Origin of the sequence: Oenococcus kitaharae (assembly GCF_025758695.1) — a bacterium.
GTDB lineage: Bacteria > Bacillota > Bacilli > Lactobacillales > Lactobacillaceae > Oenococcus > Oenococcus kitaharae_A.
The window spans coordinates 166,114-185,985 of the sequence record NZ_JANJQP010000001.1 but is presented as its reverse complement, the minus strand read 5'-3'; the positions used below and the strand labels follow the sequence as shown (position 1 = coordinate 185,985).

The window sequence follows — 19,872 nt, the reverse complement described above, 5'->3', positions numbered from 1 at the left end:
AAATGTTATTGTATCAATTCCCCTCATAAGTTTGCTACTTGTCCTAGTTGCTATCATCGTCAGCTAATAAACCATCTTTGGGATGGTAATAAGATAAATTATCCGCACCAAATATTTTTTCTGAAAATCCACCGACTGCCGTTTTGCCGACAGCATCCGTGATCATTTGAATATGTGCATCGAGATCGTCCAATTTTGATAAGACATAGGCCTCTAATTCCTTGGGCGATTCTGGCGAACCGAATTCTGGTTTGTTGTGGTGGCTGATCATCAGGTGCCTCAATAGAATCATGTCTTCGGAGCTTAAATCGAAACCTAGTTCGGTTGCCGCCTGCACGATGATCTCATCACCAATGACAATGTGCCCCAAAAGCTGCCCTTCCATTGTATATTCAGTTCCAACCGGGCCAGAAAGTTCAACTACTTTACCAATATCATGGATTAAAGCACCAGCTAGCAGTAAGGAGCGGTTAATTTGCGGATATAAATCAGTGACTTTTAAAGCTAGTTTAGCAATGGAAAGAGAGTGAAAAGCCAAACCACCGCGAAAAGCATGATGAATTTTCTTAGCTGCCGGGAATTCATAGTAGGCATCTGCATATTTATTCAAAATATTGCGCACGACACGATTCCAAGTCGGATTAGTAATTTGAAAAAGCAGGTCATTGATTTGCGATTGCAGTTCTTTTCTAGAAATTGGCGAACTAATTTCGTAAATCGATGGATCGCTTGGTTCACTGTCACTAGCAAGACGAATATCCTGAATTTTTAATTGCGGTTTGCCCTGATATTCATCTTGAATAGCCGTGACATAAACAACTTTCCCAGCTATATAGTTCTCGCTATCCTGCTCGCTGGCATCCCAAATATTCGTCTGAATTTCACCGGAACGGTCTGTTAAGGTCAAGCGGATGTAAGGAGATCCTTTACTAGTGGATCGCTTTTCGGCTGCTTTGATCAGCAGATAAATACTATAGTTGTCACCTTTTTTATGTTCATTAAGCATTTGCCAGTGCTCCTAAGTCAATGATATTCGTTTCCATGAAATTTTGATCATGATTGGCAGTAAAATAAATGACTTGATATTTTTCAGCCAAATGATGCAGGATACGATCCATAACATCTTTTCTTGAAGCGTCAAAGTTGACAAAACTATCATCAATTAAGAAAGGCAGCGGATTTTTCACGGCTAGTGACTCAGCAAAAGCCAGCCTAAGTGCCACATACAACTGCTCCGAACTGCCCTTAGAAAGCTCATAGGCATAAAAATGATCGCCTTGGATGTTCGTAACCAGCAAAGCACGGTCCTGAAAAATAATCTCCCGATATTTGCCATCAGTCAGTTCAGAGAAATAGGATTCTGCCTGTTTTTTAATTTCAGGCATCCGTTCATGGCTGATTTCATACAAGCTTTCATTAATCCAACTGGCTGCCAGCCGGTTCGTGAAATAACCCTCTAATTCATTATTAATTTCAGTTTCCAAATCAGCCCGCTGCTGTAATTTATCTTGATAATCCTGATCACCGCTTAGACTCATCAATTGGGATTGAACAGTTAGCAATCCTCCATTTGCGTCTTGAATTTGTGCATCAAAGTTTGTCAACTGAGCTTTGGCAGCTTGAATCTTCAAAATAATCTGATCAATTCCTCCTAGCTGATTAATCTGTGCTTCTTTGTCAGCTGTGAGAACCTGTTCGATATTCTGTAAATGATCCTGCCGTTGCTGCGCCGATGAACGTGCTGCCAGCAGTTTTTGAAACTCGGAATAATCTGTCACTTTTAGACTGTCAAAAATCTGTCGCTGCTGATTTTTTAAATCATTTAGATGATTTTGCTGTTGTTGACGGTTGTCTTCAACTAAACGTTTTTGCTCGGCAGATAATGCGGCTGACCGTTTTTCATCCCGAATCTCATTTAGCAAAACCTGAATCTGGCCGACAAGCGTATCGTGGCTCTGAGCCGAATCCGGCAAGTACTGCTTTAACGGCATGGCCAATTTTAAAAGTGAATCAATCTTATAGAGCTGACCCTGCTTTTGTTTGACCAGCTGATTGAAATTCTGGACTTTCTCGTCATATTCCTGCAATTCTCTCTGAGACGAAGTGATCAGCGCCGGATCCGTCTGTGTACCATAACCGTATTTAGACAAGTCAACTGATTCTTTTTTTGGCCGTTCAAAAAATGCCAGTAAGCCACCAATGACTAGGCCGCCTGCGCCGCAGATAAAAAAAGGAAGTGGAAATTCAAGTGAAAGAAAACCGTAAACGACACCCAAAATTCCAGCAACTGCCAAGAAAAGGCCAATGATAAAGAAGGCTGATATCTTGATCTTTGGCTGAATGTTCAGGCCTTGCGGCAGCGGTTTTGGAATCGGATCATTAAACTTGTTTTTCAAATCAGCATGTAATTGATCCAGACGGCTGGAAAGGACTTTCAACTCGTTTTTGGTCTGATCGAACAAATTGTTGCCGGCAATGAGGTTTGGAATCGACTGATCCAAAAGATCTAAGTCTCTCTGGTTGTTTTTATAAATTGTTAAAAGCGGGTTTTCGGAAATTTCAGTTGAATGGTCGCTTCCTTCATCTAAATTAATGCCGTTAATCTGACCCTCCAATTTTTCGACTTGCGCCGCCACGCCATCTGTCAAAGCTGTAACTTGTGCGTTTGAAAAAGTCTCTTGATCAGATCCGCTCGCTGCAAGCTCATTTTTTTCAGCATATAAATCAGATAAATCAGCCAGCTTAGTGAATTGATCAACCTGGATCTGCAATTTTTTTTGTTGCTGCTTCAGTTCCTCTAATTGATGCGATAAGTGGTCTTTGTTCTCCTCGGCCTGGCGATACTTAGACAACTGATCAGACATAGCGCCGATCTGAGTATCAAGATCCTCATAGTCCTTAATGAGTCGATTGATCGGGCGTTTAGCAGTCTTGGCCACACCAAAACGGTCGCTAGCAGCCTTATCCAGCGCTCCACTTAATTGCTGCCAAAGATCTGCATTAACAGCCGAAAAACTTAGCAGGCGGTTTGACAAATCTTTCCCAGACAGATTCCTAATTTCATTCAATTGTTCTTGGTCAAAAGAAAAAATATCTTGAAAGCTGTCTTCTGTAAATGGTGCCAACAGCTGCTTTAATTGATCTTCGGGATGAGATGACTCGCTACCGTTAGGATTTTTGACAGTTAATTGAGACTGTGTTCTGCCTAAACGGGAAATTTCCCAAAGACCCTGGTCTTTTTCCAAGAGCAGGCTGCCACCATATTGTGCGCCATTATGCGGTTCATACAAATTACTGGCCTGACGCTTGTTTTGTGTAAATCCAAAAAGAACGCCGCTGATAAACTGGCGCAAAGTCGACTTGCCGCTCTCATTTTCCCCGTAAACAATCTGCAAATCATTTCTCAGATCAAGATCAAAATCTGAAAATTTTCCAAAACCAACTATATGGAGTTTTCTAATGATCATACGTCTGCCCTCTGTGAAATCAGCCTTTGTGCCGCCGACATCAGCTGTGCTTGAACGGCCGAGTCTGTAAAGTGGTCGATGATAAATTGTTCTTTTCGAGAAAACGTCTTAGCAATATCACGATTAAAAAGTTCGGCATCGAAAACATTTTCTTTTGCCTGCTGCCAAAAACGCGAATCTAGACGGTTGAATGGCTGTTTCTGCCCTGATTCATTGATATTGATCCGAATAACACATTGCTTAAAAGGCAGACTTCTTGAATTGATCAGATCAAGAAAACTTGAATCAGTTAGTTGCTCCCTGACTTTGTCGGATAAATTAAACGATAAATTCAAAGTCAAAATATTCAGCACTAATTTGTTCGTGTGCTTTGCCTGCATCACATCAGCGATCATGTCATTGAGTTTTGGCAGCATAGAATTATCCTCAACGGTTAGTGAAATCGGTTGAAAAATGAACTTGCTGGTTGGCAGAAACTTGGCGCTCAGATGCTGTTGCTGCTCATCTTCGTCAGAGACAAGATAAACGCCTTTCTCACCTGTTTCAGTTAAATCTAATCCTTGAGGATCTCCGGAATAAACAATAGCCGGGCTTTTAGACAGCACTTGACGAACATGAATGTGTCCTAAAGCCCAATAATCATAATTAAGCGCTTGCAGCTGGTCAACCGTAAATGGTGCGTATTGATTAGCAGCATTATCACCAAGACTGCCATGATACATGCCAATTTCATAGGCAACCGATTGATCCCGGGCAGGATATAAACTGACCAGACTCTCCTGCGGGTTTCTAACAGCAAAACTTGTTCCGGAAATGGCAATCCGTTTACCGTCCCAAGAATCGTGATAAAAAGTCTTTGCGCGGCCTCTTGGAAAAACATGAACGTTATCCGGCCAGAGAAAGTCCTGATCGGCATCCGACTGAAAATCATGATTGCCAAAGGACACAAAAGCAGCAATACCGGCTTGTTTGAGAGACTCAAATTGCTGGTTCAAAAAATTATAAAGATAAGCACTCTGCTGGCTAGAATCAAAAAGATCTCCGGGAAATAAAATGAAATCAACGTGATGGTCAATAGCCAAATCAATAACATTCTTAAAAGCCGAAAAAGTAGCAAAACTGATTTCTTTTCTAATCGGCAAAGGAATAGTTATTTTACGGTCAATACCATTAATCGTATTTCCTAAATGCATATCTGCTGCGTGAATAAATTTCATTTTCCCTCTTTATTTAAAAACCGGCCAAGCAAAACTGTGCCGGTTACTTCTTTGAATATAGTGCATTTAACGGTGCGGTGATCAACTCATTCACTTCGCCCAGCATATTATTTAAATTCTGCTCGAGGGCACTGAGATCTTTAATCGGCTGCAATTCTTGTGCTTTCTGAGCGGTTGATTGCCAGCTTTGAATCTGTTCTGGCTTTGGTTCTTGTCCTTGTTCCTGTAAACGCTGGATCTCCCGCTGAGCAGCTTGGAATTCCGTAAAAGCGTTATTGGACTCAGGGTCCTCTCTGACTTTTGCTAGTGCTCGACTAAGATCGGCAAACTCCTGAGTATCTTGTAATTCTCTGGCCATTAATTTGGCTTGGTCGTATAATGCTGTCATTTTTTCTCCTGTTTCTAATCAATTTTATCAAAGGATGGCTCGGATTACCGGTTAAATTGTTCTTGAATAAACTGTGATAGGTTCTGTCCAAAATCGTTGATTTTTTTACCAAATTGCTTAGCTGACTGCCCGATGCGATTAAAGAAAGCCAGCACCTGATCTGTCCAAGATTCCGCTCCAGGTTCCCCAAAAGGTGTTTTAGGCGAATTCGCAATGAATTGGGTCGTTTGGGCTTGAAAGAGCGGCCCCAAGGACTGGTTCAGCAAGACAGGCAGGGTTTTCCCTGAACTGGAAATGTCATATCCCTGCCAGGAAACGGTCACGATGTCCGGTGTGTAGGCAGCAGCCCAAAGGTCTTTGGATGCATTTGGAATGCCTGTATTATCAACATCTTCAGTTGTGCCTGTTTTGCCCGCTACACGATAATTAACCGGTGCTGCACCCGCACCAGTACCAGTCTGGTAAACACGAAACATCATATTAGTCATCTGGCTCGCGTCTGATGCGGAAATAATTTGTTTTTGAGAAACATCAGGATGACCGACAACTACTTTACCGCTGGCATCTAAAATCCGCGTAATATAGTGTGCCTGAGACATTCGTCCTCGATTAGCAAAAGCGGTATAAGCCTGGGCCATTTGCTGAGGCGAAACACCCTGAGACATACCGCCTAAAGCCAATGCCAAATTCTCATCACTCTTTTGAACAGGAAGACCAAATTTTTTGGCATATGCATAGCCGGTTTTAACACCTATCTTATTAAGCAGATAGACTGCCGGAATATTATATGAATGCGCAATGGCAGTCGGCATATCAACATCTGCCGACTGATAGCCTAATGCATTTTCTGGTCGGTATTTTCCTGGAAAAGTCATCACCTGATTTGGGAATAGACTGCTTGGTTGAAATCCACGGCTTAAAGCTGGTGCATAAACGACTAGGGGTTTGATCAAAGAACCTGGTGAGCGCCTGGCCTGAACAGCTCTATTAAAACCGCGAAAGACATGTTCCCCTCTGCCGCCCACAACGGCGAGCACGCCACCCGTCCGAGCATCTAGGGCAATTGAGGCAGACTGGTCATCGGCAATTGGAAAAAGAGCAGCATTCGCATAATCCATCTGCAAATCCCGTTGATCTGTCTGATCAAGTGTCGTATAAATGCGATAACCCCGGTTCATAACCTCCGTCTCGGTCAAGTGATATTTATTAATTGCCTCATTAATAACCGCATCAAAGAACCAGGGATATTGGTAATTCGTAGCATGATTAACAGACGGATTTTTAGCGCCAAGCGGCTGTTTTTGGGCTAAATCCGCATCAGCCTGGCTCAATTTCCGGTTTGCTACCATATTTTGAAGCACAGTATTGCGACGATTAGTGGCTAAATCAGGATACCTAGTTGGATCATAAATAGTTGGATTCGCCAGCATACCAGCAATTGAAGCAGCTTGCGAAACTGAAAGCTGTGAAACGGAGACACCAAAATAACCTTGAGCCGCATCAGCGACACCATAAATATTGTGGCCAAAGTAAGACGAATTCAGATACATGGCCAAGATTTGATCCTTACTGTAGTGCTTTTCGATCTCTATCGCTAGAAAAAGTTCTTTGAACTTGCGATTAAAAGTCTGCTGCTGCCCAAGATAAGCATTTTTGGCCAGCTGCTGCGTGATTGTCGACCCGCCTCCGGAAATATAATTCTTACCGCTTAATTTATTCCAGGCAAACAGGACTAGAGCTCTGCTTAGCCCTTTTACAGAAAAACCGGGTTCTCGGTAAAATTCTCGATCCTCGGTTGAAAGAACTGCATTCTTTAAATTCGGGGAAATGGCAGAAAGCGCCACTGTCTGCCCCTTCTGATCTGCCAACTGGCCCGCTTGGTTGCCATCCTTGTCATAAATTAGCGTCGGCTTAGCCAACTGATTTGCCAAATTACCAACATTAGCCAGCTTAGCCTGAGCAACTAAAAATACCGAAGCAGACAAAAAAATAAACAAAACAAAGACGATGATCCAGCGAACCAGCTGGAAACGATGGTTGACAGCTTTTAGTTTTTGCCATTTATTTTGCAAAATTACATTTTGTCTGGTGCAGCAACGCCTAATAATTTGAGGCCGCTCGCCAAAACATCCGCAACTGATTGAACAAGGGCCAAACGCGAGTTCAAATTCTTGTCAGCAACTAAAATTTTGGTGTTGGCATAGTATGAATTGAATTCACGCGCCAGATTCAATAGGTATTTGGCAATAATGCTGGGTTCCCTTAACTGCCAAGCTCTTTGAATTGCAGACCCGTACTCTGATAATTTAGAAACGATGCCCCAAGCTTCGTTGTCGACCAGGCCAATTTCCTGTGTACTATCAACGGACTGGTCTGCTTTTCTAAGAATACTCATAGCACGAACATGCGTATATTGTACATACGGCCCGGTATCGCCTTCAAACTGGACAATATCTTCCAAATTAAAATCGATTGCTAAATTACGATCATTTTGCAGATCATTAAAAATAACGGCCCCGGTGCCGACTTCTTCTGCTATCTGTTCAGCATTCTGCAGATTTGGATTTTTCTTAGCTATTTGTTCAGCGGCTAATTTGTGTGCAGCATCCAAGACATCCACCAAAGGGACGATATTGCCCTTTCTGGTCGACATCTTTTTGCCGTTCATTGTAATTAAGCCAAAACCGATATGCTCAATATCGTCTGCCCAGCCATCCCCAGCCAAACGCAAAATAGCCTTCATCTGTTCGAAGTGATCCTTTTGTTCTGCACCAACAACATATAAAGCTTTATCAAAATGATAGTGATCCTGTCGATAGATAGCTGAAGCTAAATCTCGTGTAATATACTGTGTTGCACCGTCGCTTCTTTTGATCATCGCAATCGGAAAATTAGCATCAGGAAGCAGTTTTGGCAGATCAACGATCTCAGCCCCTTGAGATTTAGTCAGCAGATCCTTATCTGCTAATAATTGAACAACTGCATCCATTTTATCGTTATAAAAAGATTCGCCATTCATGGAATCAAAAGTCACACCCAAACGATCGTAAATAGTTTGGAATTCTTTTAGAGAAACCTCTTTAAACCAACTCCATAACTTGGTCGCTTCTGGATCACCATCTTCCAGCTTTTTAAACCAGCGCCGTCCTTCATCCTTTAATTCGGGCTGTGTCTGTGCTTCATTATTGATACGCACATAAAGTTTAACCAACTCATCTACGGGATTAGCGTTGATCACTTGGTCATTGCCCCATCGCTTATATGAGGCAATCATGAGTCCAAATTGAGTCCCCCAATCTCCTAGAAAATTGATTTTAATTGTGTGATAGCCATTAGCTTGAGCAATCTTGGAAATTGCCTCGCCAATAACGGTCGAACGCAAATGGCCCATGCTCATAGGTTTGGCAATGTTTGGCGACGAGAGATCAATGACAATGTTTTTGCCGGCACCCTCCTGATTTTTTCCAAAATCAGCTTCGGTCAGAATCTGTTTGATAATTCGGCTGGTAAACTGGTCACGCTGTATAAAAAAATTAATGTAAGGTCCAACGGCCTCAATTTTCTCAAAACCATCCGTATTCAGCTTCTTTGCCATGTCTGCAGCAATTTGTTGAGGCGCTTGACGGAATTGTTTAGCCAAGGTAAAGGTTGGAAAAGCATAGTCCCCTTTGGCTAAATCTTTTGGCTTTTCGATTAATTGTGCCAGTTTTTCGCTACTTACTTGTTGGCTCAGTGCTTGATTCAGCTTTTCTGAGATAATCTGCTTAAAATTCATAACTTTAATTATACAGAGCCTTTCCGATTAAAAAAACCGCATTTGGCGGTTCTAACAATATTGTATGTGTCTAATAAATGTTTAGTAATCACGCGTTATCATCAGTCTCAGGTTTTTTAGGTTTGGGACCGCGCTTAATAATTTCAACAGAATCCATCGGCACCACTGCCCGATGATTCATCTCAGTAACTGTAATCTGATCATCTTTTTGGTTATCTGTAATCTCAATTAGAAGCGAATGTTCATAAATTCTTTCAACCTGCCCCGTGATCGGGTGCTGCAAGCCGCCATAAGGTTCAGCTAACAGCACATCGCCAACACGGAATCTTGAATTCTGTTCTGCTAATTCATTTGGTTTAAGTGGCATTTTTTCTCCTTAACCGTGCTATTCTATCAGATTTTCTCAATTTCAGCTAAATATTGCAAAGCTACCTTCCGATCACCAATATATGGCACATCGATACGATTGGTCTTTTGAAAAGCATCATCACCTTTCGCAGCCAGCAGCAGCAAATCCTTTGGGCCGGCCTGGTCAATAGCAAGATGGATCGCTTTTACCCGATCTAACTCTTCGTGCAATTCAACTTTAGGATTAGTAATTGCAGCCCGAATTTGATCGTTGATAACGTGCGGATTCTCACTGCCAGGATCGTCAGTCGTGAGGTAGGCGACATCAACCATTTCGCTGATGACTTGGCCAAACTGTGCTCGCCGATCTTCCCCTTTGTCTCCGGGAGAACCCAAAACGATGATGATGCGGCCGCCCTGGTGCTGAGACTTTAGAAAAGTTAGCAAGGTCGAGACCGACTGGCCATTATGGGCATAATCCACAATGATCAAACCATGTGATCTCGTCTTAATTTTGACCATTCTTCCAGGAATCTGCAAGTCGGCCAGTGCTTTTTTGGCGTTTTCCTTACTTGGATCAAAACCGATCGCTTCCAGCATCGTAATTGCAGTAACGGCATTATAAATATTAAAACTGCCCGGAATGTCTAATAAATATCTTGCCTCTTTATGATCGTGGCTAACTGTAAATAAAGATTGGTCCAAATCCGCTCGCTGGATGGTAAAAGTCACATCACTCGGATGCATTTCCGAAATCGAAAGCGCCTTGGCGCCGAATGAACGAGCATGTTCAATAAATTCCTGGCCATGGGCATCATCAATATTAGAAACAAATATGTCCGAATTTTCAGCCAGCATTTTTTTCTTTGCAATGTAATCAGCAAAAGTCGGATGCTCATTGACGCCGATATGGTCAGGGCTGATATTCAAAAAAGCGCCGACTTGAAAATGAATGCCAAAAACACGTTTCTTCAAATATGACTGTGAACTGACCTCCATGACCAAATAGCGATCACCCGCTTCAATTGCAAGACGCATATTTTTAAACAGTTCATAAGACTCTGGGGTCGTTAAATGACTTTTAAAACACAGCTCCGGACTGATGATTGTATCAATTGTCGAAAAAAGAGCCGTCTGATGGTCTGTTAATTGATCCAGCATGACATAAGCCATATACGAACTGCTAGTCTTGCCCTTGGTACCAGTGATGCCTAAAATAGTCAGCTCTTTTTCCGGATGACCAAAAAAAGCTGCTGATAAAGAAGCTAGCGCAATTTGTGAATCAGAAATAAGCCATTGCGGTTTTTTAGTATGGATGGGTTGGCTGCAGACAAAAGCAGAAATCTTTTCTAACAAATCTGCCGTCAGATAGTCCGCCTTAAAATCACCCTTGACGACAAATAAAGTACCCGTCTTGGTAACTTTTCGGGTATCAAACTGCAAGTCCTGAAAAACTGCGGGCATATTAGAAGTTTGTTTCAGCAAAACGCCCGCTTCTCTTAGGGTCTTGCCAACAATAAGACTTTCAAATCCTTCACTCATACTGTGACCATTGTAACGGTTTTTAAAGAGAAACCGGGTAAAAATCAACGACGGTGTTCAATATCAAAACCTGTGTAGGCTTGAATTGCATCCAAAGCCTGCAAATAACGCGCATAATACCCAGCTGGATCATTGGGCTGATTTTTAGCATCCAAAACAACCAATTTGTCGGTAAAACCGTATTGATTAATTAGACGCAATAATTCGCGGTGATATCTAATCGGATCAACAGCCTCGCCAGTTGCCCGGATGATCGTTCGTCTTTGATCGCTGAATGGCGGAATCACCAAAATGAGGTCAATTTCTTCAGCAGAAATAGTTGTATTATACAAATGCTTCAACTGCTCGCGCTCGCCTTCGTCTAGCAGCAAATTCGAATAGGCTTGCAAACTAATGGCATCACCATTAAAAATGGCCAAGCCGTTGTTGGCTGGGGAATTAATTTCCGTTGAATTAGCTTGATATTGACCTTGGATGATATTGAGGTAATCTTTGATATCCATTTCGGAATCAGCCACATTTGAGGCTTCTTGGTAAATTTCGGCAAAGTCATTAGAAAATGGCGAGTTCGCTGACCGTGCCAAACGTCTGATCAAGGTTGATTTTCCTGAATTGGCACCGCCCATGACGACCACTTTTTGTACGAAGTGCCGACGAAAGACACGATTAATGAAATCCCAATATTTCAAGGGATCCTGACGGATTTTTGTAGCAGAGATGTTTAGAATGGTACGGTCCATCAGCGAAACACTGTATTGCGGGTCATCCCCCAAACGTTTTTCAATCTCGTCTTTATAATCCTGTTCACCAGTATAAAAAATAATTTTTGCGTCCTTATTAACGATATTCCGTTTTACAATGGCGATCAGCTTTGCCAGCCAAACATCCCAGCCGTTGGGCATTTTTGGCATATGATCTTCATTGAGATAGTCAACTTTAATCTGCCATTCATCAGCAAAGGCCTGGCGCAGATATCGAAAACGTTTGCGAAGCGGTAGCCCGATTTTTTCACCTCGATCGCCAGTATAACCGGAAGTTACCACCAAAACGCCGTCATTTAGTGCGGCTGCTTTGTAAATCTCAGCCTGATGGCCAACATGCAAAGGCGCAAAAGTGCCAAAAAAAACACCGATCCGATCACCGGAAAGATCTTCTTTTTTTAGATTCGTGACATAATTCATCCCAATTATTCTAACATCGAACACGAGTTTCAGCTTGTCATACGTATAATAAAAATATGTCTAACTTCATACTTCCACTCAATAAAACCGTTGATCAATTGAAACGTGATCCAATCTTGGACTTCCAAGCCAAAATTCGTGATATTGAGGATTTAATTCAATTAACTTTTGGAGAACCCGGTTTTGCTGTTGATGACCGCATCAAAGCTGTCGCAAAAGTATCAATTGATCATGACCGCAGTCACTATGCCAATTCACAAGGAGAAACCAATCTCAGACGCGCAGCTGTGTCATACTTTAACCGCCATTTCGACATCCATTTAGGCGGAATTGACCAGGTTCTGGTCACACAAGGCGTCAGCGAAGGGATTAACGTTGTCTTCATGACGATTTTGGAGCGCGGCGATGGTGTGATTATTCCCGAACCAAGCTATTCGCCCTATTCTACCAGCCTAGCCTTGGCTGGCGGCGTGAAAGTAGCCTTGGACACGGCTCCAGATAATTTCAAAATCACACCTGCGTCTATCGAAAGAGCAATCGACCAGGCCACTGTTCCTGTTAAAGCCATCTTGATCAATTATCCAAATAACCCGACTGGTGTCACCTATTCTGAATCTGAGTTATCTGCCATTGCCGACACCTTGAAAAAACACCGAATTTGGGTTATTTCAGATGAAATTTATGCAGCACTGACTTACTCGGGGCAGCATAGTTCTCTTTATAGAATGCTGCCGGATCAGACAATTCTATTGACCGGTCTTTCAAAATCCCATGCCATGACAGGATATCGAATCGGTTTTATCTTTGGCGATGCAGCCTTGATTAAAAAAATGCTGACAGTTCACGAAGCGCTAGCGTTTGCTGTTTCCACTTTGAGCCAGGATGCTGCCTTTGCAGCTTTGACAGTTGGCGAAGATGTGCCTGAATATGCATTAAAAGCTTACAGAAAACGACGAGACCGCTTGGTTAAACAGTTAAAGCTACTTGGTTTTGAGCCAGTCAACCCGCAAGGTGCTTTTTATGTATTTGCAAAAATTCCAGCTGCTTTTGGAAATGATGGATATGATTTTGCAGTCCGTTTAGCCAATCAGGCAAAAGTCGCTGTATTACCGGGAGAAGCCTTTAGTAAAAACGCAAAAAACTATGTCCGAATTTCTTATGCCAGTTCGGATGCCGACTTAGATGAAGCATTGCAGAGAATGACAAATTATATTCAAGAAGGTGTTGACTATGTCTAATGAATTAAATCCACTCAGCCGATTGGTAGCGAGTATTCCCCACGATCCCATGCTGGATTTTTTGGATAAAGTCGGACCGGTCAAGAATTTAATCGACCTCGGTTTTGGCGACCCCGATTTTGCGGTTGGCCAAACAACCAAAGAAGCCTTCAAGCAATCAATCGATGCCGATCATTCTCACTATGCAGATGACCAAGGTATCCTGCCTTTGCGTCAAGCTGCCTGCCATTTTTACAACGATAAATATGCTTGCGGTATCCAAGGGCCGGATGATATTTTAGTCACAGTCGGTGCAGCTGAAAGTATTAACTTAGCTTTAATGGCTATTGTGAATCCACACGATGGCGTCATGATTGTTGAACCGGAATATTCACAATATTCAAATTCAGTTCTGTTGGCTGGCGGCCAAAAAGTACCTGTCGACACAGCCGCAAGCAATTTCAAGTTAACGCCGGAATTAATTCAGCAGACTTATGATCAGGCTGTCACTCAAGGGATTAAAGTCATCGCGATCATCGTCAATTACCCCAATAATCCGACTGGCGTTAGTTACAGTTTGGATGAATTGACTGCGTTGGCACATGTATTTGAGAAACTGAATCTTTGGGTTCTCAGTGATGAAATTTATGCTGAACAGACCTTTAAAGGCTCACACCATTCTCTTTATGCCATCATCCCTGAACGTACCATCCTGATTACGGGTCTTTCCAAATCTCATTCAATGACCGGTTACCGCTTAGGTTTTGTCATTGCACACGGCGCTGTCATGACAGCGATGAGAAAAATACAGGATACACTTGTCACTTGTGTTGCGACACCGATTCAAGAGGCAGCAGCAGCAGCACTGACCTTGGACCCGGATGCAGGTATAAAAACAAGAAGCCGTTATCTAACACGTGTCAGTAAAGTCGCTCATGCATTGACAGATCTTGGTTTTCAAGCTGATATTCCGACTGGCGCATTCTATGTATGGGCTAAGATACCAGACAAATTCGGCGATGACGCCTTTCCATTTTGTGTTGAGCTCGCACAAAAAGCCGGTGTTCAGATATTTCCAGGCTCTATTTTCTCGGATACTGCTAAAGCTTATGTGCGCATTTCATGTGCTGGTGCCGATCAAGACCTTGATACGGCCATCAGCCGCTTATCTGCCTATCTCAAAAAACTGGCATAACATGTTAAAATTATTGTTAGGAGGTTCTTTCTTATGCCTATTTGGTTAATTGTCATCCTGGTACTTTTGCTGCTGGTCATCCTTTATACGATCCTGACATACAACGGTCTTGTAAAAGGTAAAAATAACGTTCTTGAGTCCAGCTCAGCGATTGACGTCCAGTTAAAACGGCGAAACGACTTAATTCCCAACTTGGTTGAAACGGTCAAGGGCTACGCGTCCCATGAAAAAACTGTTCTTGAAGACGTGACCCGTGCACGAAATTTAAGCCAAGCTACTTTAGACCAGCAAGCCAGTCTAAATGATAAATTGTCAGCCTCTGATGGTTTGACAAATGCTTTGGGCCGCTTAATGGCCGTTGCGGAAGCTTATCCCGATTTGAAAGCAAACAGCAACTTCACGCAACTCATGAATGAATTGTCTAACACCGAAGATAAAATCTCTTATACGAGACAATTGTTTAATTCGATGTCAGCCAATTTCAACACCAGCATTCAGCAGTTTCCAGCAAATCTGGTTGCACAATCCTTTAATTTCAAGTCCTTTGAACTTTTACAAACACCTGAAAATGAAAAGGCAGTTCCTAAAGTTGATTTCAAATCATGACTAAAAAAACGATTTATCAAAAGCTGTTGTTGTTATTGACCGTTTTCGCAACGGTTTTTTTGTCTGGTGTTCTCGTTAATCACAAAGCTTCGGCAGCAGATTATGAGATTAGCCGCTATCAATCCAAGCTGGCTATCCACAAAAATGATAATATTGCTGATTTTTCGCAAGAGCTGACTTATCGTTTTGATGGCGAGCATAATGGCGTCTTTATTAATCAATTGGCCAATGCGAAAAATGAAAAAGGTTTTTCCATCACCTTAATTTCTCTCGAAGTCTTCAATGCCTCAAATAGTAGCTGGCAGGCATTACATCCTGCTAACGGCTATTGGACCATCGATGGCAAGAGCAGCGGATTCGAGCAGGATCCTTTCTATGCCCAGCTGATTAGCAACCCTGACGGTGCACAAGCGGGATCAGCAGCGGCAAAATCTCTGCAGGTCAAGCTTTTTGATCACGTTCTGCCAGGACAGGAAATCCGTGTACGTCTGGCTTGGCGTTTTACAAACCTAATCGCCGCTAATTCAAAAATTGATGAACTAAATTGGCTGCCTATCTCAAATTGGCAAGCTGATATTCGCAACTTCTCAATGCAGGTGCAGTTACCCGGCCGCGCAAAAACACTGAGAGCTTGGGTCCACACACCAGCTGGTGTGAACGGCAGAGTCGATGTAAAGCCTAAGCAAGGCCGTGTTTTAGTGAGCTCGCCCCTAATACCTGCAAATAGACGGCTGGAAATTCATAGTTACTGGAATAAGGCCGTGACACAGCTTCCGCCTCTGCATAAAAACAATAATCGCGCCTCAGAAATTCTTAAACAAGAGAGTGCCATTACCTTTCGTTCTCATGTCAGAAGCGGCATCGTATTGGCTTTGAGTCTCCTTCTGGCACCGGTTCTGCTGCTGTTGGCCGCAATTAAACTCATCCGAACCAATATACGATTAAAAAAGGATTATAAACTTGCCCAAGCTGCTGCCGGGGTTGACCGGCCAATCGTACATGATTTCGACATTCCTAATGATCTTGGACCAGCTGTGATCGCTGCCCGGCTTTCACCAGATGATTTTTCTAAAAGTGATCACGATAAGGGCAAACTGTTATCGGCAACCTTCATGGACTTGATCGCGCGTAAAAATGTCAAGATTAACTCAGCCAGCAAACTCAACTCCAAACATATTCTCTTCAATCTGGCCAATAAGAATGACGTAAAACCATTTGAAGACACCCTTCTTGCTACTTTTTTCGATGAAGAGAATGCAGCTTTTGATGCAAACCAATTGAAAAATGCCCAATCTAAAGTCAATAAAAAGATTCGTCGCAAATTGCCAAGCTTCGTTAATCAAATTAGTCAGGAAGCAGATAAGTTTTCGATTGTCGATCCAGAACAGACAGATATGGCCAAGAGTCGACAGAATTCAGCACAGGCTCTTTATATTCTAGCTTCACTTTTAGGCATCACGGCTTTGGTAGTTGCGGGCTTCATATTGCAAAGTGCCTATTTCTTTCTCTTTGTGGCAGCCTATCTCGTAATTGCAGCAGCTATTTATCTTGTTTTCCGACAAGCACCAAGTTTGTATTATACAAGCGATGGTTTCCAAGAAAAATACCGCTGGGATGGATTTAAAACGATGCTGCACGATATCGGACATTTTGATGCTAGGCAGATTCAAGACGTTGCTATCTGGGACCGCATCCTAGCTTATGCGGTGGTTTTCGATGAGGCCGAGCGAGTAGCCAAATACCTTCGAAGCAATTTAGCTGCCGACGAAATCAAGTCGTCAGTGACACCGCTGTTATTTGCCTACTATTATTTCCCAATGTGGCAAGTTGATAATAATTTCGTCAGCAGCTCAGCACCAACACCGAGTAATATCTCAAATGGCGGCAACTGGACCGGTGGCGGAGGCGGCTTCTCATCTGGCGGCGGATTTTCCGGCGGAGGAGGCGGAGGCGGAGGCGGTGCCTTCTAATTGCCTGATGCTGAGGGATTCTGATCGAAGATTCATAATCTCTGTGACCTAGTATTTTTTTTGAGATATAATTAAAAACGTAGTTGTGAAAAAGCTATCAAAAAATTTTCACAATTTCTAAATTGAAAGGAATTTTATGACTCAAGCAGATTTTGGTGTTGTTGGGATGGCCGTAATGGGCCGCAACCTGGCATTAAATGTTGAAAGCCGCGGTTATACCGTAGCTATTTTTAATCGTTCCCGCGCAAAAACGGACGATGTTATGGCAAAGCATTCAGAAAAGAAATTAATCCCTTCTTACACGATTGAAGATTTCGTTAAATCAATCGCAAAACCACGTCGAATCATGTTAATGGTTAAGGCTGGCGCTGGTACTGATGCTGTTATCGATGAATTGATCCCAATTTTGGATAAGGGTGACATCTTGATTGATGGCGGAAATACTTTCTTCAAAGATACAATCGCAAGAAATGCACGTTTAGCAGATTCAGGAATTAACTTTATCGGAACTGGTGTTTCCGGTGGTGAACTTGGCGCTCTGCAGGGACCATCGTTGATGCCCGGTGGACAAAAAGAAGCCTATGAATTAGTTCGCCCAATCTTCGAACAAATTGCTGCTAAAGCCACACAAGATGGCAAGCCATGCGTTACCTTCTGTGGTGAAAATGGTGCCGGACATTACGTCAAGATGGTACATAACGGTATTGAATACGGCGATGAGGAAATCATCGACGAAAGCTACAACATTCTCCGTCATGTTCTTGGTCTGTCTGTTGATGAAACAGCTGATATTTTCAAAGAGTGGAATAAAGGCGAATTGAATTCATACTTGATTGAAATTACTGCTGATATTTTGACTCGTAAAGATGATCTTGGATCCGGCAAGCCAATTGTTGATATGATTCTGGATCGTGGTAACAATAAAGGAACGGGCCGTTGGTCTTCTGGCGATGCCCTAGAAGTTCAAGTACCACAATCTGTTATCACTGAAGCTGTCTATGCTCGCTACATCTCAATGATGAAAGACGAACGTGTCGCAGCCTCTAAAGTTCTCAATGGCCCAGACAAAAAGGTCGAACTGCCAGCTGACAAAAAAGAATTGATCGAGGAAATCCGCAAGGCTCTGTTCTTCTCAAAGATCATGTCCTATGCGCAAGGCTTTGAACAATTGCGTTTTGCTGCTAAACAGTACGACTGGGACTTTGATTATGGTAAGTTAGCTCAAATCTGGCGTGCCGGCTGCATCATCCGTGCTGCATTCTTGCAGAATATCACGGATGCTTATGACAAGAAGCCTGACTTGGACAACTTGCTCTTGGATGATTACTTCAAAGATATTGCCAACAAGTATCAGGATGCCGTTCGTGACGTCGTTGCATTGGCCGTTAAAGCTGGTGTTCCCGTGCCTTCGATGTCTGCAGCGATCACTTACTTTGATTCTTACCGTTCTGAAGTTTTACCAGCTAACCTCTTGCAGGCTCAGCGTGACTACTTTGGTGCTCATACTTATCAGCGTGTTGACAAACCTTTTGATCAGTCATTCCATTATCCTTGGTATGCTGAAGCTTAATTCGTCAATAACCATTAAGCAAAATAAAAACGGTCTCCTTATGGGGCCGTTTTTTTTAATAATTAAATATCATCGCGGATCAAGGGCATCGTCATACAACGCGGACCGCCACGACCACGAGATAATTCACTCGAAGCTGTCTCAATCACTTTAATTCCATGCTGCTGTAAAAGTGCGTTTGATACATAATTGCGATCATAAGTGACCACAATTCCTGGTGCAATTGCTAAAGTATTTGAGCCATCCGTCCACTGTTCTCGCGGTGCCGTGATTAAATCACCAGCCCCTGTTGGAATCAAATCAAGTTCTGAAACTCCCAAGGCATTTTTTAAAACACTTTCCAAGTCTTGGCTATAACTAATCGTTAAGCCCTGTGCGTTATCAGCTGGATGCATGGTCCAGGTGTCTATTTTGCCGCCGGCATCTAAAATACCGGGGTGAACCGTAAACTGGTCAAAATTAACCATTGTTAAAACCGTATCTAGATGCATCATGGCGCGGTTTTCTGGAATTTTGATGGCAATCACAGTATCGAAATGTGATTGGCTGCTATTAATAAACAATTTTTTGGCTACATCTTGAATTGCCGCAGCACAAGTCCTTTGAGAAATACCGATTGCAAGAACATGGTTTGACAAAATGAGTTCATCTCCACCCTCGATATGTGTTTGATGATCACGATTCCGCCAGACTGAAAAGTCCTTCTTAGCAAAACTCGGATGATATTTGGTGACAGTTTCCATAAACATTGATTCGCGCTGGCGTGCAGCAAAAGTCATACGGTTAATTGTGATCCCCTTACCGATGGACGCTTGCGGATCACGCGTGAAATACATACTCGGCAGCGGATCGATGTAAAAGGGATAATCAGGGTCATCAACGGCACTCACTAAATCATTTGCTTTAACGTCCAGCTCATTTTTTCGAACACCCTCAATCAATTTACTGACCATGCGATCAGTATCCAGACTTAACAGATATTCTTTTAAGGCGTCGTGAATCGTTCCTGAAGCTTGACCAGCCTCCTGAAGATTTTTTTCTAGGAAGGCTGCTTTAATTTGACCAGCTGCAATGGCTTGACTAGTTAACTGCTCCAGATATAGAACCTCAGCACCGTTTTCCTGCAAAATTCCGACCAATGCATCGTGTTCTTTTTGTGCAATCGGCAGGTAAGGAATATCATCAAACAGCAGTCTCTTCATGATTGCCGGAGTCAAATTTTCGACCTCCCGGCCTGGCCGATGCACAATGACGCGCTTTAGCTTGCCAATTTCCGAAAATACGTGAATTGCCGGCATGATATTCTATCTCTCCCTTTTAATGACCTGCTAAACATATTTAATCCTACTCTGTAAACATCCCTTATCCGAGAAAACAATCAACTGGTTTGACGATT

The 19,872-nt window shown here is 42.7% G+C and carries 15 protein-coding genes; 5 read left to right on the top strand and 10 right to left on the bottom strand.

Annotated elements, in window-relative coordinates; all coding sequences use genetic code 11:
* Positions 1 to 43 precede the first annotated feature (43 nt).
* The 9 genes from NRF22_RS00965 to NRF22_RS00925 form a co-directional block, all read right to left on the bottom strand.
* A complete protein-coding gene (locus NRF22_RS00965; protein WP_263778765.1) occupies positions 44 to 1,006 on the bottom strand; it encodes a 3'-5' exoribonuclease YhaM family protein in 963 nt (320 codons plus the stop codon).
* Positions 999 to 3,467: an ATP-binding protein gene (locus tag NRF22_RS00960; protein WP_263778764.1), complete on the bottom strand. Its 2,469-nt coding sequence runs from the start codon at positions 3,465 to 3,467 to the stop codon at positions 999 to 1,001. The genes NRF22_RS00965 and NRF22_RS00960 overlap by 8 nt, the downstream gene beginning before the upstream one ends.
* Positions 3,464 to 4,684 carry a metallophosphoesterase family protein gene (locus NRF22_RS00955; RefSeq protein ID WP_263778763.1) on the bottom strand — a complete coding sequence of 407 codons (1,221 nt, stop codon included), beginning with the start codon at positions 4,682 to 4,684 and terminating at the stop codon, positions 3,464 to 3,466. The genes NRF22_RS00960 and NRF22_RS00955 overlap by 4 nt, the downstream gene beginning before the upstream one ends.
* A gap of 43 nt (positions 4,685 to 4,727) precedes the next feature.
* Positions 4,728 to 5,072: a YlbF family regulator gene (locus tag NRF22_RS00950; RefSeq protein ID WP_263778762.1), complete on the bottom strand. Its 345-nt coding sequence runs from the start codon at positions 5,070 to 5,072 to the stop codon at positions 4,728 to 4,730.
* Between the two features lie 44 nt (positions 5,073 to 5,116).
* On the bottom strand, positions 5,117 to 7,144 hold the full coding sequence (locus tag NRF22_RS00945; protein WP_263778761.1) for a transglycosylase domain-containing protein: 2,028 nt from the start codon (positions 7,142 to 7,144) through the stop codon (positions 5,117 to 5,119).
* A 2-nt stretch (positions 7,145 to 7,146) separates the two neighbouring features.
* Positions 7,147 to 8,847, bottom strand: coding sequence for an arginine--tRNA ligase (gene argS, locus NRF22_RS00940; RefSeq protein ID WP_263778760.1), 1,701 nt, complete (start codon positions 8,845 to 8,847; stop codon positions 7,147 to 7,149).
* A gap of 88 nt (positions 8,848 to 8,935) precedes the next feature.
* A complete protein-coding gene (locus NRF22_RS00935) occupies positions 8,936 to 9,214 on the bottom strand; it encodes a hypothetical protein (protein WP_263778759.1) in 279 nt (92 codons plus the stop codon).
* Positions 9,215 to 9,240: 26 nt separating this feature from the next.
* Positions 9,241 to 10,737, bottom strand: coding sequence for a Mur ligase family protein (locus NRF22_RS00930; RefSeq protein ID WP_263778758.1), 1,497 nt, complete (start codon positions 10,735 to 10,737; stop codon positions 9,241 to 9,243).
* Positions 10,738 to 10,781: 44 nt separating this feature from the next.
* Positions 10,782 to 11,918 carry an AAA family ATPase gene (locus tag NRF22_RS00925; protein WP_263778757.1) on the bottom strand — a complete coding sequence of 379 codons (1,137 nt, stop codon included), beginning with the start codon at positions 11,916 to 11,918 and terminating at the stop codon, positions 10,782 to 10,784.
* Between the two features lie 56 nt (positions 11,919 to 11,974).
* On the opposite strand from NRF22_RS00925, the gene NRF22_RS00920 reads away from it, so the two are divergent.
* The 5 genes from NRF22_RS00920 (at position 11,975) to gndA (ending at position 18,476) form a co-directional block, all read left to right on the top strand.
* On the top strand, positions 11,975 to 13,156 hold the full coding sequence (locus tag NRF22_RS00920; protein WP_263778756.1) for an aminotransferase class I/II-fold pyridoxal phosphate-dependent enzyme: 1,182 nt from the start codon (positions 11,975 to 11,977) through the stop codon (positions 13,154 to 13,156).
* Positions 13,149 to 14,330 (top strand): pyridoxal phosphate-dependent aminotransferase, encoded by a 1,182-nt coding sequence (locus NRF22_RS00915; protein ID WP_263778755.1) that lies wholly within the window; start codon positions 13,149 to 13,151, stop codon positions 14,328 to 14,330. The genes NRF22_RS00920 and NRF22_RS00915 overlap by 8 nt, the downstream gene beginning before the upstream one ends.
* A 33-nt stretch (positions 14,331 to 14,363) precedes the next feature.
* On the top strand, positions 14,364 to 14,936 hold the full coding sequence (locus NRF22_RS00910) for a LemA family protein (protein WP_263778754.1): 573 nt from the start codon (positions 14,364 to 14,366) through the stop codon (positions 14,934 to 14,936).
* Positions 14,933 to 16,906 carry a DUF2207 domain-containing protein gene (locus NRF22_RS00905; protein ID WP_263778753.1) on the top strand — a complete coding sequence of 658 codons (1,974 nt, stop codon included), beginning with the start codon at positions 14,933 to 14,935 and terminating at the stop codon, positions 16,904 to 16,906. The genes NRF22_RS00910 and NRF22_RS00905 overlap by 4 nt, the downstream gene beginning before the upstream one ends.
* Before the next feature lie 136 nt (positions 16,907 to 17,042).
* Positions 17,043 to 18,476 carry an NADP-dependent phosphogluconate dehydrogenase gene (gene gndA / locus NRF22_RS00900; protein WP_263778751.1) on the top strand — a complete coding sequence of 478 codons (1,434 nt, stop codon included), beginning with the start codon at positions 17,043 to 17,045 and terminating at the stop codon, positions 18,474 to 18,476.
* A gap of 62 nt (positions 18,477 to 18,538) precedes the next feature.
* On the opposite strand, the gene arcA is transcribed toward gndA, so the two are convergent.
* Positions 18,539 to 19,777, bottom strand: coding sequence for an arginine deiminase (gene arcA, locus NRF22_RS00895; protein WP_263779260.1), 1,239 nt, complete (start codon positions 19,775 to 19,777; stop codon positions 18,539 to 18,541).
* Between the last annotated feature and the right edge of the window lie 95 nt (positions 19,778 to 19,872).

What these genes read in the sequence shown, in the direction of transcription:
- NRF22_RS00965 (WP_263778765.1), bottom strand. Translation starts at nt 1,006, where the DNA reads ATGCTTAATGAACATAAAAAAGGTGACAACTATAGTATTTATCTGCTG.
- NRF22_RS00960 (WP_263778764.1), bottom strand. Translation starts at nt 3,467, where the DNA reads ATGATCATTAGAAAACTCCATATAGTTGGTTTTGGAAAATTTTCAGAT.
- NRF22_RS00955 (WP_263778763.1), bottom strand. Translation starts at nt 4,684, where the DNA reads ATGAAATTTATTCACGCAGCAGATATGCATTTAGGAAATACGATTAAT.
- NRF22_RS00950 (WP_263778762.1), bottom strand. Translation starts at nt 5,072, where the DNA reads ATGACAGCATTATACGACCAAGCCAAATTAATGGCCAGAGAATTACAA.
- argS (WP_263778760.1), bottom strand. Translation starts at nt 8,847, where the DNA reads ATGAATTTTAAGCAGATTATCTCAGAAAAGCTGAATCAAGCACTGAGC.
- NRF22_RS00935 (WP_263778759.1), bottom strand. Translation starts at nt 9,214, where the DNA reads ATGCCACTTAAACCAAATGAATTAGCAGAACAGAATTCAAGATTCCGT.
- NRF22_RS00930 (WP_263778758.1), bottom strand. Translation starts at nt 10,737, where the DNA reads ATGAGTGAAGGATTTGAAAGTCTTATTGTTGGCAAGACCCTAAGAGAA.
- NRF22_RS00925 (WP_263778757.1), bottom strand. Translation starts at nt 11,918, where the DNA reads ATGAATTATGTCACGAATCTAAAAAAAGAAGATCTTTCCGGTGATCGG.
- NRF22_RS00920 (WP_263778756.1), top strand. Translation starts at nt 11,975, where the DNA reads ATGTCTAACTTCATACTTCCACTCAATAAAACCGTTGATCAATTGAAA.
- NRF22_RS00915 (WP_263778755.1), top strand. Translation starts at nt 13,149, where the DNA reads ATGTCTAATGAATTAAATCCACTCAGCCGATTGGTAGCGAGTATTCCC.
- NRF22_RS00910 (WP_263778754.1), top strand. Translation starts at nt 14,364, where the DNA reads ATGCCTATTTGGTTAATTGTCATCCTGGTACTTTTGCTGCTGGTCATC.
- NRF22_RS00905 (WP_263778753.1), top strand. Translation starts at nt 14,933, where the DNA reads ATGACTAAAAAAACGATTTATCAAAAGCTGTTGTTGTTATTGACCGTT.
- gndA (WP_263778751.1), top strand. Translation starts at nt 17,043, where the DNA reads ATGACTCAAGCAGATTTTGGTGTTGTTGGGATGGCCGTAATGGGCCGC.